The organism is Serratia sp. AKBS12, assembly GCF_024793895.1.
GTDB lineage: Bacteria > Pseudomonadota > Gammaproteobacteria > Enterobacterales > Enterobacteriaceae > Serratia_F.
In genome coordinates this window covers 200,314-215,745 of record NZ_JANUSB010000009.1, presented here as the reverse complement: position 1 = coordinate 215,745, position 15,432 = coordinate 200,314, and the positions used below count along the sequence as shown (strand labels likewise).

The 15,432-nt window shown below is 57.2% G+C and carries 11 protein-coding genes; 5 read left to right on the top strand and 6 right to left on the bottom strand.

Features of this window, described 5'->3' with window-relative positions:
* Position 1: 1 nt before the first annotated feature.
* On the bottom strand, positions 2–1,324 hold the full coding sequence (gene hisD / locus NYE85_RS07365) for a histidinol dehydrogenase (RefSeq protein ID WP_259004049.1): 1,323 nt from the start codon (positions 1,322–1,324) through the stop codon (positions 2–4).
* A 76-nt stretch (positions 1,325–1,400) separates the two neighbouring features.
* Positions 1,401–2,639 (bottom strand): MFS transporter, encoded by a 1,239-nt coding sequence (locus NYE85_RS07360; protein ID WP_259004048.1) that lies wholly within the window; start codon positions 2,637–2,639, stop codon positions 1,401–1,403.
* A gap of 321 nt (positions 2,640–2,960) precedes the next feature.
* On the opposite strand from NYE85_RS07360, the gene NYE85_RS07355 reads away from it, so the two are divergent.
* The 5 genes from NYE85_RS07355 to NYE85_RS07335 all read left to right on the top strand — a co-directional run bounded on the left by NYE85_RS07355 (position 2,961) and on the right by NYE85_RS07335 (position 8,971).
* Positions 2,961–4,031, top strand: coding sequence for a LacI family DNA-binding transcriptional regulator (locus NYE85_RS07355; protein WP_259004047.1), 1,071 nt, complete (start codon positions 2,961–2,963; stop codon positions 4,029–4,031).
* Positions 4,028–5,002: a nuclear transport factor 2 family protein gene (locus NYE85_RS07350; protein ID WP_259004046.1), complete on the top strand. Its 975-nt coding sequence runs from the start codon at positions 4,028–4,030 to the stop codon at positions 5,000–5,002. The genes NYE85_RS07355 and NYE85_RS07350 overlap by 4 nt, the downstream gene beginning before the upstream one ends.
* Positions 5,003–5,139: 137 nt before the next feature.
* Complete coding sequence (locus NYE85_RS07345; RefSeq protein ID WP_259004045.1) at positions 5,140–6,282, top strand: ester cyclase; 1,143 nt, start codon at positions 5,140–5,142, stop codon at positions 6,280–6,282.
* Positions 6,282–7,592 carry a histidinol dehydrogenase gene (gene hisD / locus NYE85_RS07340; protein WP_259004044.1) on the top strand — a complete coding sequence of 437 codons (1,311 nt, stop codon included), beginning with the start codon at positions 6,282–6,284 and terminating at the stop codon, positions 7,590–7,592. Before NYE85_RS07345 ends, hisD (NYE85_RS07340) begins: the two co-directional genes overlap by 1 nt.
* 65 nt (positions 7,593–7,657) lie before the next feature.
* Positions 7,658–8,971 (top strand): amidase, encoded by a 1,314-nt coding sequence (locus NYE85_RS07335; RefSeq protein ID WP_259004043.1) that lies wholly within the window; start codon positions 7,658–7,660, stop codon positions 8,969–8,971.
* Positions 8,972–9,078: 107 nt separating this feature from the next.
* Here NYE85_RS07335 and NYE85_RS07330 read toward each other — a convergent pair whose 3' ends face one another.
* From NYE85_RS07330 to NYE85_RS07315, 4 genes are read right to left on the bottom strand one after another with little or no spacing between them, the layout of a single operon-like run.
* Positions 9,079–9,594 carry a hypothetical protein gene (locus NYE85_RS07330; RefSeq protein ID WP_259004042.1) on the bottom strand — a complete coding sequence of 172 codons (516 nt, stop codon included), beginning with the start codon at positions 9,592–9,594 and terminating at the stop codon, positions 9,079–9,081.
* Positions 9,585–13,697 carry an RHS repeat-associated core domain-containing protein gene (locus NYE85_RS07325; protein WP_259004041.1) on the bottom strand — a complete coding sequence of 1,371 codons (4,113 nt, stop codon included), beginning with the start codon at positions 13,695–13,697 and terminating at the stop codon, positions 9,585–9,587. Before NYE85_RS07325 ends, NYE85_RS07330 begins: the two co-directional genes overlap by 10 nt.
* A gap of 24 nt (positions 13,698–13,721) precedes the next feature.
* Complete coding sequence (locus NYE85_RS07320; protein WP_259004040.1) at positions 13,722–13,847, bottom strand: hypothetical protein; 126 nt, start codon at positions 13,845–13,847, stop codon at positions 13,722–13,724.
* Positions 13,844–15,424 carry a hypothetical protein gene (locus tag NYE85_RS07315; protein ID WP_259004039.1) on the bottom strand — a complete coding sequence of 527 codons (1,581 nt, stop codon included), beginning with the start codon at positions 15,422–15,424 and terminating at the stop codon, positions 13,844–13,846. Before NYE85_RS07315 ends, NYE85_RS07320 begins: the two co-directional genes overlap by 4 nt.
* Positions 15,425–15,432 lie beyond the last annotated feature (8 nt).

Genomic DNA, 15,432 nt, shown 5'->3' with positions numbered 1-15,432 from the left:
GCTACACCTTCTCTCTGACCGGAGCCGGCGTGGCGTATGGCACATCCGTCTGGCCGTAACGGCGCACGCGGATGTTGGCCTGCTCGGCGTGTCCGGCAAAGCCTTCCAGCAGTGAGAGACGCGAACAGTAGCTGCCGATTTCCGCCGTGGCTTCGTCGCTCAGCACCTTTTGCCAGGTGCAGGTCTTCATAAATTTACCGACCCATAATCCTCCGGTATAGCGAGCGGCTTTCTGAGTGGGCAGCGTATGGTTGGTGCCAATCACTTTGTCGCCATAGGCCACGTTGGTGCGCGGGCCAAGGAACAGTGCACCGTAGTTGGTCATATTGGACAGGAACCACTCGTCACGTTCGGTCATCACCTGCACATGCTCGGAGGCGATGCGGTCGGCCTCTTTCAGCATCTCTTCATAGCCGTCGCAGACGATCACTTCCCCGTAGTCTTCCCAGGCGCGGCGGGCGATGTCGGCGGTAGGCAGCTTCGCCAGCAGTCGTTCAATCTCGGCCATCGTCTCTCTGGCGAGCCGCTCGGAGTTGGTCAGCAAAATGGCAGGCGTGGTGACGCCATGCTCCGCCTGCCCCAGCAGGTCGGTGGCGCAGATTTCACCATCAACGCTTTCGTCGGCAATCACCAGCGTTTCGGTAGGACCGGCGAACAGGTCGATACCGACGCGGCCAAACAACTGGCGTTTGGCTTCGGCCACGAAGGCATTGCCCGGTCCCACCAGCATATCCACCGGTGCCAGGGTGTCTGTGCCGAGCGCCATCGCGCCGATAGCCTGAATGCCGCCCAGCGCATAGATTTCCGTTGCCCCCGCCATCTTCTGGGCGGCCACGATAGCCGGCGCCGGCTCGCCGTTAAACGGCGGAGCGCAGCTGATAATCCGTGAGCAACCCGCGACGTTGGCAGTGATGATCGACATATGCGCCGAGGCCAGCAGCGGGTATTTGCCGCCCGGTACGTAACAGCCAACGGCATTAATCGGTATATTTTTATGTCCGAGGATCACGCCGGGACGAGTTTCTACCTCCAAATCCAGCAGACAGGCTTTTTGCTGGCGGGCAAAATTAAAGACCTGCTCCTGGGCGAACTCGATATCGGCAATATCCTGGCGACTGAGTTTGCGCATGCAGCTATTAATTTCGGCATCGCTCAGTCGATAATCCTGACGATCGTAGTTATCGAATTTTATGGCTAATTCGCGAATCGCCTTATTTCCCCGATTTTCAATATCAGAGAGAATAAGCTCCACGGTTTCTCTTATCTGGCGCTGAGCTTCCTGACGCTCCTGAATGGGTTTACTGGTTTTAAGGTAATGGGCCACGCGATACTCCTTTCAATAACTGGTATAAGAAAGCCCCTCCCGGCACGCCAGGATGGAATAGATATATATTCAATAATTACTGGTCGCGCGCGGAGGCTAATTGCCCGCTCGCGGGTAATTCAGCCGTGGGTTTTATCTGGCGGTTATAGACCCAGCGCGCTGAAAGTGGCGTAATAATAGCGGCAATCACGGAAAGTGCGGCAATGACGATATAGCCGGATGGCAGATTAATATATTGCAGCATGACGCCCATAATGACCGGCCCGATAAACATTCCCAGCGAGTAAATGGTCTGGAAAAGTCCCATTCGGGTGGACTGCTCGTCGGGGCTGGTGTTCACCACGCTCAGCGACATAAAAGCAGCAAACGCCATGCCGAAGGAGAAACCGGCCAGTGCCTGTAAAACATAGATGAAATACATATTGCTGGTGAAGGGAATGCCGATGGTCGACAGCACCTGCAAGATAATGCCCAGTACCGCCGTTTTCATCACGCCCAAACGCTTGTAGAACACCGTGCTGCACAGTGCGATGGCGATGGCATAAAAGATCAGGTGAATATTGCTTAGCAGTGACAGGATCCCCGCCCGTGCGCCAAGCTGTTCGGCGTAGATCGGGGTCAGCGTATCGCGAGTAGCGAAAGGAACCAGAACGACAATGGTTGCCAAGATGCCAATCATCCACACCGAGCGGTCGCGGAGCTGTTTACGCGCTCCGGCAATGCAGGCCTGGAGCGTCGGTGCCCGCACCGAGTCGTGCACGTCGCTGATGCGGGTAGTCAGGATCAACGCCAGCAGCCCGGATACGCAGGAGAGGAAAAATGCGATGTTGTTCTCAAAATAGTGAATTATTAAACCGCCGATGCAGTTGCCGATAAACACGCCGACCGGCCCGGCCAGCGCCAGCAGCGCCACCGCCGCCGGGGCTTCCTTGCGGTCAAAATAGCGAATAAACAGGATGTTATAGAGCACCCAGGTTGCCGCAGTAACGCCGTCTGCGGCCTTGGCCAGATACAGCGTGACCGCATTGGGCTCCCACCAGGCTAAAGGCCAGGTGAGAACCGGCAGCAGCAAACTGATTTGTATAAAGATTTTCCGGCTTTTTACCACATCGGAAATAATCCCCAGCGGGAAGCGGATCAGCAGGGTCGCCAGGCCGCTGGCGCCCATGATAAGTCCCATCACCTGCGGTTCAATGCCCTGCTCAAGCATCATCGGCGCAAGAAAGGCGTCAATACTGTGAATACAGATGAAAAACAAAATGCTGATAATGAAAAACAGCCGGGCTTCAGGTCGGCATAACAGTGCTCGAAACATGGTTGTGAACCTCTGGTAATTAATGGTCTATAACCAATCAAGAACGGCATTTACCGGCTCTGTCCCTCTGGTCACTTGCCCGGTATCTTTGACGGCGTGAAATTTCTATGAATACGTATTCAAGAATTGAAGTTACAAAAAGGTTTCAATTTTGTAAAGTGACGCAATTAACATTGTCAGAAAAATAAATTTGCCTGTTGCATACGCATGCAAAGATGGTGTAAGTATAAAAATACCCTTTGCCTGCGGCGTGGCTGGCGGGACTGACCCCGCTGAAGCAGGGTGCTGGTGGGAAGAATCGAAAATAAGGAATCAGGGGTAATGAAGCGGAAGAGTTTTGCGGCAGTCACCTCACAGCAGGTGGCCCAACTGGCAGGTGTATCACAGTCGGCAGTATCACGGAGCTTCACGCCGGGGGCGAGCATCTCCCCGGCCACCCGTGAAAAAGTGCTGAAGGCGGCGCGGGAACTAGGCTATCGTCCAAACGCGATTGCCCGCTCCCTCAATACCGCCCGATCGCGCATCATCGGCGTGGTGATCTCCTATTTTGATAATCCGTTTTATCCGCAGGTTCTGGAAGCGCTGGCGCAAAAGCTGGATACCCACAATTACCACCTGCTGCTGTTTGTCGGCGACAGAGACGGCAATGTGGACAGGATTTTCGATCAGATTATGCAGTATCGGGTGGACGGTATCGTGCTGGCTTCGGTGACGCTGTCGCTGGATCTCTCAGAGGAGTGTCTGGCTGCCGGCATCCCGGTAGTGCTGTTTAACCGCAGCGAAGAGAGCGGTATGGCGTCGAGCGTGAACAGCAATAACGAAGCGGCGGCACGGCAGATTGCCGAGTTCCTGATGGCCGGTGAGCACCAGCGCTACGCCTACGTGGGCGGCGTTGCCGACTCGTCGGTCAATATCGCCCGCCAGCGCGGCTACCTTGCAGCGCTGCACGAGCAGGGAATAGACGAGGTCCAGGTGGTCCACGGCAACTACGACACCCAGCAGACCATTCGCGCCGCCTACAGCCTGTTTTCAACCACGCCGGTGCCGGATGCCATCTTTGTTGCCAACGATCATATGGCAATTACGGTGATGGACGTGGCGCGTTACGAATTCGGCCTGCAAATTCCGCAGGACCTATCGGTGATTGGCTATGACGATACCGGTCCCTCAGGCTGGCCCTCCTATGCGCTGACCTCGATGTCGCAGCCGGTGCAGGAAATGGTGGCTGCGGCGATAGAGCTGCTGATGAAGCAAATCGAGAGCGACACCATCGAGCCTGAGCAGATTACCGTGCCCGGCATGCTGGTGGTACGCCATTCCGCCCGACGCCCGCGCAGCGGCGTCATCGAAAAAGAAGGTGTATCCCTGTTTCAGCCTCAGGAGGTTAAATGAGCAGATTGCCGGGTTTCAGCCCCCAGTTCGACTCTATCCAGCAGTTTATTCTGACGCTAACCCACGTCGTCTGGGAACAGAAGGACATCGGTCAGTTGGCAGATTTCTATGGCTCGCCGGTGGTGTTTATTACGCCAGAGAAACAGCTTACCGACCTTTCACAGTTTATGCGCCACACCCTGGAGGCAATGTACAGCTTCCCCCAGCGCAGCGTACTGACGGAGGATATTCTCTGTGCCGCCGCGCCCGGCGGTGAGTATTACACCTCTCAGCGCACCGTGGCCTCCATTCGCCATCAGGGCGAAGGCTTTTTTGGCCCGCCGACGGGCAAGAACGTCTGGGTTCGCACCTGGGCGGATCGCATCTGCGCCGATGGCGCGATACGTCAGGAATGGCTGTTGCAGGACCGAGCCGCCATCGTCGCCCAGCTAGGGCTGGACGTACGCGAATTTGCCCGCAGCCTGGGCTGCGCGCGCGAGCAACTGGGGCTGGAGAACGCAACGGCCGAAGTGCTTGATGCGCGCTGGGCCGGCGGACCTGAAGGGGATGATGTCGACGGCCCCATCGCGGGGATTATCGAGCGCTATCTGTCGATGTGGGCCGGCGGCAACGGGGGCACGGTGCCTGGTCTTTATCATCCGGCGGCAACGTTGTACGCCCCCGGGCACTGCATGGGCACCGGCGAGGCGGAAATCAGCGCGCTATTATCCGGCTACCGCGCTTCGTTTGCCGACAGTGAAACCCAGCTTCACCATTTGATTGTGCGTAAGGATGCCAACGAGCCGGTGCGTATCTCGCTACGCTGGTCATTGTTAACCTGGCATGACGGCTATGGAAAATTTGGTGCGCCAACGCGAAAACCTATTTCTATTGCGGGTATTAGTCAGCTCGAATTACGAGATGGTTTGATTATTCGAGAATATCTGGGAATCGATGAATTAGCCATTTGGGCGCAAATCGTCAATCAATAAAATTTCAATAAAAAACGCTTTATAATCGGCCGCAATATTAATTGCGGCATTATCTATCATCCATTTATTTGGGTGCGGAAGTCTTATTGTCTAAATATCACTGAACATCAATACTGAACATTCATGCAGGAGGTCTCATGTCTTCAACCGAAGCAACAAATAAAGCTCCAGCAGTACCCGAGAAAAGCAATGGTAAAATTCAGCGTGATGAGCCGGTATTACAGGTAGAGCGTCGCGACTTTATCGATCTGGTTCCGGAGAAACGCCCACGAGCACAATCATTACGTGGCTTTGATGATTGTTATACGGATATTGTCGATTATATCGTGCGCTGCACCCATAAAATATGGGATGAACGCGACGTAGGTTTAATTTATACCCATTATACGCACAACTGCGTGCTTTATAATGCGTTAGGCACCCTATATACCCGCGAAGAGGTGGTACAGGATACGTTAAAAAGGCTGGTGGCCTTCCCGGAGCGCCGGGGCATGGCAACCCAGGTCATTTGGAACGGTAACGACGTGGATGGCTTCTATACCTCGCATCTGGTGACCGGCACGGGGCGACACACTCAGTACAGCCACCTTGGTAAACCGACCAACCGCACTTTTGTCACGCGCACCGTTGCCGACTGCATGATCCATGAAAACAAGATTTATCGCGAGTGGGTCGTGAGCGACAACATGTCGTTGATGAAGCAGCTGGGGCTGAACACCGACGAGATCGCCTGGAATATGGCAAAGGAACAGTTTGATAAAGGCTTCCGCGTGACCGATATCGGTGAGAATGGCCGCCTGCTGGGCCAGTATCCACCAGAGATGACATGCGATGTCTCCATCGCCCATACCGACACCGAAGAGCAGTGCCTGCGCTGGATGCACGAAATCTATAACCGCCGGATGCTGGGCAAAATCAAAGAGGTTTACGCCCCTAACGTCCAATGGCACGGCCCACTGATGAAAGAGCTGTATGGCATTGCCTCGGTCACCCACCAGACGCTGGCCCTGATCGGCATGATCCCGGACGGCGCCTGGCTTCCACAGCACATCTGCTCCAACCCTTGCGATGAGGGCGGCGTGAAGGTCGCGATCCGCTGGGTGATGGAAGGCCATCACCTGGGTTATGGCGAGCTGGGCAAACCGACCGGTGAGCGACTGCTGGTAATGGGCATGTCTCACTATCACATCGTGAACGGCAAAATCGTTGATGAGTGGGTGGTTTACGATCACCTGGCGCTGCTGGCGCAAATCAAACTTGGACAGATGGAGAACGCATAATGTCTGCGCAGTCGATTGTTAATCAGGTTAACTGGATTAAACGCCCGCAGGGGCAGGACGAGAAGGCGGATCGCTCTCTGACCGAGACCGTCAGCGCCATTATTGCGCGCGTCAAGCAGGAAGGCGATGCGGCGCTGCGCGACTACTCGCAGCAGTTTGACAAACAGGTACCGCAACAGTTTGAGGTTACGGAGAGTGAAATTGAGCAGGCGCTGGCCTCGATGGATCCGCAGACCCGCCGCGACAGCGAGTTTGCCATTGAGCAGGTGCGCCGCTTTGCCCAGGCCCAGTTTGCCACCATGCAACCGCTGGAGATAGAAACCCTGCCGGGCGTGCATCTCGGACACCGCATCATCCCGATCCAGACCGTGGGCTGCTACGTGCCCGGTGGACGCTATCCGATCCTCTCCGCGCCGGTGATGTCGATCGTGCCTGCCACCGTGGCAGGCTGCGAGCAAATCATCGCCTGTCTGCCTCCGGGCGCGCATCCGTCGATGATTGCCGTCTGTCACCTGGCGGGTGCGCACCGCATCTTTAAAATCGGCGGCGCGCAGGCAATTGCCGCGATGGCCTGGGGTAGCGAAAGCGTTCCGGCGGTGGATAAAATCGTCGGCCCCGGTAATGCCTTTGTCAATGAGGCCAAGCGTCAGGTCTTTGGCAAAGTAGGCATCGACGCCCTTGCCGGTCCGAGCGAGATCTTTACCGTTGCCGATGACAGCGCAGACCCGCGCATTCTGGCCGCCGACCTGCTGGCGCAGGCGGAACACGATATCCATACCCGCGTCGGGCTGGCCACCACCAGCCGGGATATTGCAACGCATACGCTGGCCGAGATTGAGCGGCAGCTGGCTAACCTGCCGACTGCCGCCACCGCGGGCGAAGCCTGGCGTCGTCAGGGCGAGATCGTGGTATGTGAAACGGAGGCGCAGCTGATCGCCTTTGCCGACCATATGGCAACCGAGCATTTACAGGTTCATACCCGTGATCCGCACGCCACCGCCGCCAAGATCCGTAACTACGGTTCGCTGTTTATCGGCCAGAATGCCAGCGTGGTTTTCTCCGACAAATGCTGTGGTACTAACCACACGCTGCCAACGATGGCGGCGGCGCGCTATACCGGCGGGCTGTGGGTAGGGGCATATGTCAAAGTGTGCACCCACCAGTGGATCGATGAACAGGGTATTCCAGCCATCGCGGAGCCGGCTATCCGCCAAAGCCGCACCGAGGGCATGCAGGGCCACCGCCGGGCGGCGGAGATCCGCCTGCGCCCCCGGGATATTGACGCCATTACCGCAGGCACCCTGGATTGATAGCGAAACCAGCGCAGGCCGAGAGGCCTGCCTGACTGATAGAGTGCGCAACGGGTTATCAAACTATGCGAAAAATGCGACTGATCCCACCGCCGGATTGCCGGGAAGAAGTGGCCCGGCGGCTACGAGCTATCGAACATCATCAGCAGTTGAACGCCATTCTTGGCGTGAATACAGCGGCGCTGGCGCAGGCTGAGCGCTGTCAGCGGCTCCGGCGCAGCGGCTATTCAACCGGGCCGCTGCACGGCGTCCCGCTGATTATCAAAGACAACATTGCCTGCGCCTCCTTGCCGATCACGCTCGGTTGCAAGGGATTGGCGTCGTTAACGGCAAGCTCCGACGCCTGGGTAGTCCAACGTCTGCGGGCGGCGGGAGCAATTATTCTCGCCAGGGCCAATATGTCCGAGTTTGCCTTCGACGTTCGCTCCCGCAGTTCTCTCGGTGGCGACGTGCGTAATCCGCTACAACCCGCCGTGACCGCCGGCGGTTCCAGCGGTGGCTGCGCCGCGGCCGTCGCCGCCGGTATGGCAGACGGTGCGCTGGGCACCGATACCGGTGGCTCGATTCGCATTCCCTGTAGTTACTCCGGGCTGGTGGGGCTGCGGCCTGCCTTTCGACGCCGTCAGTTGCAGGGGGTTGCGCCATTGTCCATCAGCAAGGATACCGTCGGCCCCATGGTGCACGGCGTGCAGGATGCGGCCCTGCTGCACACCATTATGCATGGTGAAAAGCCCACCGAGCTTAGGGCAAAACCGATAAAAGAACTACGATTCGGGGTGATCAATGCCCTGGAAGGCGACGATCCGGCGCAACTCAGGGTCTGGCATCGGGCGCTGGATAAACTTCGCCAGGCCGGAGCGACGATCGTCGATGTGCATTTGCCGATTCTGGCGGAGGTGGAGACTCAGACCTGCCTCAGCCTGTATGAGTTTCAGGTCGCGATAAACGCCTGGCTGGCGGCACAGCACAGTACCCCCGTCAACCTGCGGCAACTTGCTGCGTCTGGTGAATGCCTGCCCGAATTTTTACCGCTGCTGGACCAAATGCTGATGTTTGACAGCCTGAAAACGCCGCAGTGGCTGAACGGGCGCCGCTTTCAGCGCCATTTATATCAGGAACTGGGCATGACCGCCGAACGTTACCGCATCGATGCTTTTCTCTATCCTACCGTCCGCCGTCAACCTACCAGCCTCGAAAAAATGCCCCCGGGTTGTGCGCCTGAGCTGGCGGCCATTAGCGGTCTGCCTGCCATCACGTTGCCGTGCGGTCACGCCGAATCCGCTTTGCCGGTAGGGATGGAGATACTGGCTACATCCCGCGACGAGCACTTTTTACTGACTGTAGCACTGGGGTGTGAAGGCGTATTTGCCGAAGCCTGAATGTCGCCTCAAAACTCATGGGGTTGCCTTAATCATTGATCCGATCGGCGGCAACCTAAAAATAAGGGGGAAATATTTAATGACAAGGCGTTGCAACATTTTAAATGCTAAATTAACTTCATTCTTTCTCTTAGCGTTTTTTTCATCCCGTTAGCAAACTCGGGATATAAGGAGAAGTTGCACTCGACTTGATAAACAATTTTTGTATTGTTGATGATTTTGAATCTCGCCATTACGCCATTAGCAAGGTAAATACCCCCTTCATCCTCAACGTCAGTATTTATATAGGTTTCATATGTAATACTTTGATTTTTTAGGATATTTAAAAACACATCGGCGGTTAATCGATCCTCATGGAGACAGATGGCATCCCCAAAAAAATCATTTTTATTATAATATAATTTTAACTCTACCGTGCCACAGTCCTGTAAAGCAAAGTCGAAGGAGAATATCTCACTAAACCCCGGTTCACCAGAGGAGTCATCGCACTGTGATTTTATGGTTAAATATCCCAGATCGACCTCACTGCTTTGATCCGACGTAAAGAGCGATCCTCCCTGTATATATTTTTCCACCAGCTGTGTCAGTCGGCCGTTTTGGTTTAAAAACTCTTTTATCTGCATGGGTTGGTTCCTTTTGCTTTATGTTCTTCTAACACTGATTTCACCGTTTTAATCTGTTCCAAACGGGCCGTACTCATTGAACTGGCAGGTAAATCTATGCCGCCCTGGGCAGCAGATATCAATCGCGCCATATTTTTAGGATCGTCGAGATAGCGAGTAATTGACGCCTGTATTTTTTTCCATTGGCTGGCACTAACGCTTGACGCTGCCTTATCCGCAGGTTCAAAGGCCAAATTAAGCACGGCTTTCGTTTTAGGGTGAATATCACCAGGCACCAGACTGACATGGCCGCCTTTTGCAGGTAAACCGGGGCCATGGACATTAACGTGTACGCCCCTGGCGGGAATGTCAGTCGCCGCTGAATTGGCTGAGATGGTGTAGTCGTCTTTTTTTAACCCCCAGGGATCCGCCCATCCCAAAGGGTTCGGCGCATAGCGATACGGGTTGACGCCGCCCGCCAGCCCAATCGGATCCTGGCTGATATAACCACCCAGCTGCGGATCGTAATAACGGTAGCGGTTATAATGCAGCCCACTTTCGCCATCGTAATACTGCCCCTGGAAGCGCAGTGGATTAGCGATCTTGTTAGCATACACCGTACCGGGTTCGCCCCAGACACCGCAACGTTGCGACCAGACGATTTCACCCCCTCCGTCGGTCAGTCGCAACGGCGCGCCGTTCGGATCGCAATGATAATGGTAACTGCTGCGCCGCCCGTCTTGCTGCGTCAACAGGGCAAACGGTCGGAAACTGCCGGGATAGTAGACGTATTCTCGCAACGTGTTAAAGAGCATGGCCTGCGCCTTTTGCCGTCGCAGTCGACCGGCGACATCGTGCAGCGGCAACGGGTCAATCCCCTGCCCGGCAGGCGTGGCGGCTTCTGCCAGTAAAGCATCCCCCTGCCAGTAAAACCAGCGGGTTTCCTGTGGCGTTTGCTTACAGACCCGCCTGCCCAGCCCGTCATAGGCATAATGCGTCACCCTGTCGCCCTGGTGCACGGCGATCAGCTGCTGGCTTTCATCCCAGACGAAATCCTGCCTGCTGCCGTCACTATAACGGCGCTGGCGCAGGTTGCCAGTACGATCAAACACATAGCGCGTATCATTATGCCAGCCTTCGCGGAACCACCCCTCTGGCGTGTCGTTCACCGCGCGTACCGTCAGCGCCAGCCGATTGCCGGCGGCGTCACAGACAAATCGGCGAATGTTTTCCGCCGGATCAATATGCGCCAGCAAACGCCCGTCGGCATCATAATGATAACGGTCCCGCCCCCAGCGACCGTCGTCCCGTTCCACCATATTGCCCTGACGATCGTAGCGGTAGCCGGTTGAGAACATGGGCTGCTCGTTTTGCAACACCCGCTGTGCGATAAGCTGGCCGTCCCCGTCATATTCCAACTGGCGTTCCAGTTCGGCGCTGAGCCGCTCGGTGCACAATCTGCCCGCCGCGTCATAGACAAGTTCCACCGCAGGATCGTCATTCAGGCCGATCGACGCCAGCAGGCCAGCGTCGTTCCAGCCAAATGCCACCCGATGGCCGGCATCGCTCTCGCGCAGTATACGCTGCCCGGCATCATTGTAACGGTGCCTGACGGTAAAACCGTCTTGCAGTTCCGCCACCAGCCTGCCAGCGGCGTCATAGCGCCACTCCAACTGCCGCCAGCGGTTTTCGCATTGAATCAGTTGGCCGATGGCGTCATAGCGATAACGTGTCAGTAAACCCTCACCGCTACGCTTTTCCTGCAACCGGCCAGCCCGATCGTAACCGTAGTCCAGCGTGCGGCCTTGCGGATCGGTGCGCCGCTGCAAACGGCCACAGGCGTCCCATTGATAACCGGTCGCCTGCCCCCAGTAATCGCGCTCCTCGACCACGCGCCCCAGCCCATCGCGCCGTAAACACCACGTCTGCCCCATCGGGTTGACTACCGCCGTCAGCTGGTCTTCAGTGTCATACTGATACGCTACCCGTTCCCCTTCTGGCGTCAGGCATTCAGTAACCATGCCGGTGGCGTTATAGCGCAGTAGAATCTGGCGTCCCGCTTCGTCGCGATAACATACTGGCTGATCCTCACGATCGTATTCGATCGCCAGCCGTTTTCCATCCGCCGCAAGCACCTGCAACAGGCGATCTTTTGCGTCATATTCATAACGGGTTTGCTGGCCAAGCTCGTCGGTTTTCATACGCAGGTTACCGCGCAGATCGTAGCGTAGCTGCAACTGCTGCCCGTGATTGCTGGACATGGATTGCAAAAAGCCATAGCGATCGTACTCACAGCATTGCCGCTCGCCGTCGGCGGCCAATAATGCGATCGGCTGCCCCAGCTCATCATAGCGGTAGCGGTGGGTCACGCCGGTCGGATCGCACTGCGCCAGCAGGTTGCCCCGCTCATCGTGTTCCATGAGCCACTGGGCCCCCTTCGCGTCAGTCAACGTTGCCAGCTGCGCAAAATCGTTATACGCCAGACTCACCCGGTTGCCGTCAGGCTGAACCATCGCCACGATCAATCCCTGCGCGTCATACTCCCATTGATAGCACCGACCATCCGGCTGGGTAACGCTCAACGGACGCCCAAAATCGTCATAGCTAAAGACCGTATTGCCCCCCAACGGATCGATCTCGCTAATCGGCAAGCCGTCACTGTCGAAGCGGATATGAGAGGTATAACCAAGCGAATCGGTGACCTCTACTTCGCTCAGCAGATCATGGTAGACAAAGTGGTAGTCATACAGCCCACCGTCGCCCCAGGCGTGAATCACGCGCCATTGCGGGTCATAAGCATAGTGAAAACGCTGGCCGTTGCGATCCTGATGCCAAGTCATACGCCGGTGCTGATAGTCGAAGCGACGCGCGGCGCCCAATGCGTCAATCTCTGCCGCCAGTTGGTTGTCGGTATCATATTCATAACGGGCCAGCGGCGAGTAAATATGGTTGAGCGCATCGTATAAACGCATCACGGTGATACGCTGTCGCTCGCTGGTGATATGTACCTCTCGTCCGCTGGCACCCTGGGCCGAATATTCCACCAGCCGTATCAGTTGCCCCTGCTGACGCACCAGGCGCCAGCCGTTACCATTGCGATCGCCCAGCGATGCCAACGGCATGACGCTGCCATCGTCAAAGCGATACAGCAACCCGTCATGGTCTTCATATATCCAGCTGCGCTGACGGTTATGCCGTTCCCACCACAGACGCCCGCCATCCGGCAGGCCTATCGCCGCATGCTCACGCCCCGGCTGCTCGGGAATGTTGCCAAAGGCGGTGATCCCCTGTGGCCGGGTCAACAGCATTACGCCACTGTCGTCCCGCTCCAGGCAAATATCCGCCGGCGTTGTCCAGCCATAGCCACAATAACCGGCGTCATCGATCCCCGCCGACGAATAGTGGCGAGCCCAGATCAGCGGCAACCGCCCCGGTAGCACGAAATCTTGATGTTCCAGCGCCACGCTGCCATCGCGTATATCGACCGGTTCAGCGCGCAGCACCTTACACTTGAGGAAGCCGGGATCCATGTTTTTAAACAGTTTTTGCCGCAGTTGCTGAAACTGCGTCATAAACTTGGCGTAGCCCGCACTTTTCTTGAATTTCTTCAATCCCTTGCCTAATCCACTCAAGCCGGCGCGCATCACCAGCGCCATCACGTTGACCGTAGGGGGGCCGCCGACCACCACCTGGTTAGGGATCGCCAGGTTGAGCGTCAGCGGCATCATCAGCGACAGCGGCTTGGGTTTGGCCAGGCGCTTCGGCCGGAACGGCGGCATCATACCGATGAAGTTGCAGCTCAACACCGGCATGGTGATACGTGAGAACGGCTCGCCGTCAACGCGCACCGTTTTACTGCCCATAAACAGTTCGTTGTCGATCTGTGGCCCGCCAGGCAAACGCAACGGGGGCAACCACGGGCCGCCAATCGGAATATGCACCGCCAACCCACCGGTACCGGCGCTGGCCCGCTTGATGCCGTTGACGTTTACCGTGGTGCCAATCAGCGGCAGGTAATCAAAAACGTCAAACACCAGAGCGATGTGCGGCGTCGGCAACGGACCAAACGGATAGGTATGAATATCTATCCCAAGCTGAGGGTCAAAATGCGAACTGGAGTGCATAGGCCGAACCTCGGTGTTCCCCGATCAGAACAGCGCACGCAGCAAGGCGCGTAGGAACGTGCGCGCTTCGTAGGCCAGATCGCTGTCCGACAGGCTGATAAACCCGATCGCCAGCAGCGTGACCACCACAATTATCACCACCTTGTTCATGCCCGATCCTTGTTGGTAGCGTGTTGAATAAATTCTTCGGCGGCGTCCTGTGACGGCAGCGCCATGGTATGCGGCATCCGTTGCCATTCGCCGACCGGTGCATCAAACGGGTGGGCAATCTCCGGCAAGCCATTCCACTGCGGCTGCAGATACTGACGCCCGATGGCGATCACCTGTCGAAAACCGGGGTAACCCTCGAGGATCAGCTGTTCGCGCTGGCTGCGCGCCTGCAGAAAACTCTGTTCCAGCGACTGCTGTAACCGGTTCTCCGCCAGTCGCACCGCCTGGAGGGTTGCCCCTTGCTGCGCCACCTCGCTTTCGGCGCGCAAGATAAGCTGCTGTTTGCGTTGTTGATAGGCATCGGCACAGTCCGCCAGCGCCTGGGCTCGCTTATCGTCTTGAATATGTAGCAGGTCCTGCAACGCCAGCGGCAGTGTGGTTTGCCTACGCTCCTCGGCGGACAGCGGCCGTGCGGCATGAATAACCTGAGCATAATCCGCCAGCGCATGGGTTTGATCGCCGTCCAATACCAGGCATCGCCCCGCCATGCGCATTCCCTCGATCGCCAATAGTCGGTTGTCCGCCAACTGCGCCAGCCCGGCAGCCAGCCGATAGGCACCGGCGGCCTGGCGATATTCCCCGACGCTAAACCAGGCACCGCCTTCGCCGAAGGCACTTTGCATCTGCAAAGTGGTGCGCAGCGGCTGGTCACCGATGCCCTGCGCCACCTGTTGTGCCTGGCGATACGCCGCCACCGCCTTCTCGGCGGACTTCCCCTTCACCCAACCGCCGCCGATGATGTTGTGCATCACTACCTGCTGTTCCAGCCAGCCCTTCCTGGCAGCGATGGCCAGCGCCAGCCCGGCACGGGTTGCAACCTGCTGCGGCGTACCGCGTTCCAGCAGCAGCAACGCATCGGCCATAAATTGCCGGCAGCGCAGGCGATCGCCGTCACGATCGCTGAGCTGACTGGCGGTCTGCTGCATCAGCGTCATGCCGTCGATATCTGACGTCATCAGCCGCACCCGTTGGGGAAATGCCTGCTGCAATGACTGCCAGACTGGCTGTTCCAGCGTATCGATGAGCATGACGCGCACGCCATCAGTGATACGCTCTACAGTCTGTGCCAGCCAGCGTTCCAGCGCCGCCCGATCGCTGACCTGTGCCGGGGTGAACACCGCCACCACATAGCGCAGCTGTTCGCGGTGGTGTTCGGCAAAGTGACCAAGCAGCGCCTGCCATTGCGTTGCGCCAAGGCAGGGCAGCAGCGGCTCGAAATCCCAGCCCTGCGCGCCGTCGCTGGCTTCGTAGCGTTCAATCAATTCGTCTGCCAGCGCCCGGCTATAGCCGTAAGCGGTATCAAACGGCGCCATAAAACCGATAAACAGATCCGGTGTGCTGTAGTCGCCCGGCGGCTGCTGTTGCAGCGCGATAAATGCCTGGATCAGCGATTCGGCATTCGCCTTCACCCGCCAGATAAACAACCGCGCCGCCGGATCGTTGCTGGCTGCCAACCATTGCCGTTCCAGTTGCGCCATCAGCTGTTCGGTGGGATTTCTCGCCTGGCTGTGCATCATCGGTGTCC

Bases quoted from the DNA above. Each gene is read 5' to 3' on its own strand.
- NYE85_RS07360 (WP_259004048.1), bottom strand. From the start codon at position 2,639: ATGTTTCGAGCACTGTTATGCCGACCTGAAGCCCGGCTGTTTTTCATT.
- NYE85_RS07355 (WP_259004047.1), top strand. From the start codon at position 2,961: ATGAAGCGGAAGAGTTTTGCGGCAGTCACCTCACAGCAGGTGGCCCAA.
- NYE85_RS07350 (WP_259004046.1), top strand. From the start codon at position 4,028: ATGAGCAGATTGCCGGGTTTCAGCCCCCAGTTCGACTCTATCCAGCAG.
- NYE85_RS07345 (WP_259004045.1), top strand. From the start codon at position 5,140: ATGTCTTCAACCGAAGCAACAAATAAAGCTCCAGCAGTACCCGAGAAA.
- hisD (WP_259004044.1), top strand. From the start codon at position 6,282: ATGTCTGCGCAGTCGATTGTTAATCAGGTTAACTGGATTAAACGCCCG.
- NYE85_RS07335 (WP_259004043.1), top strand. From the start codon at position 7,658: ATGCGAAAAATGCGACTGATCCCACCGCCGGATTGCCGGGAAGAAGTG.
- NYE85_RS07330 (WP_259004042.1), bottom strand. From the start codon at position 9,594: ATGCAGATAAAAGAGTTTTTAAACCAAAACGGCCGACTGACACAGCTG.
- NYE85_RS07325 (WP_259004041.1), bottom strand. From the start codon at position 13,697: ATGCACTCCAGTTCGCATTTTGACCCTCAGCTTGGGATAGATATTCAT.
- NYE85_RS07320 (WP_259004040.1), bottom strand. From the start codon at position 13,847: ATGAACAAGGTGGTGATAATTGTGGTGGTCACGCTGCTGGCGATCGGG.
- NYE85_RS07315 (WP_259004039.1), bottom strand. From the start codon at position 15,424: ATGATGCACAGCCAGGCGAGAAATCCCACCGAACAGCTGATGGCGCAA.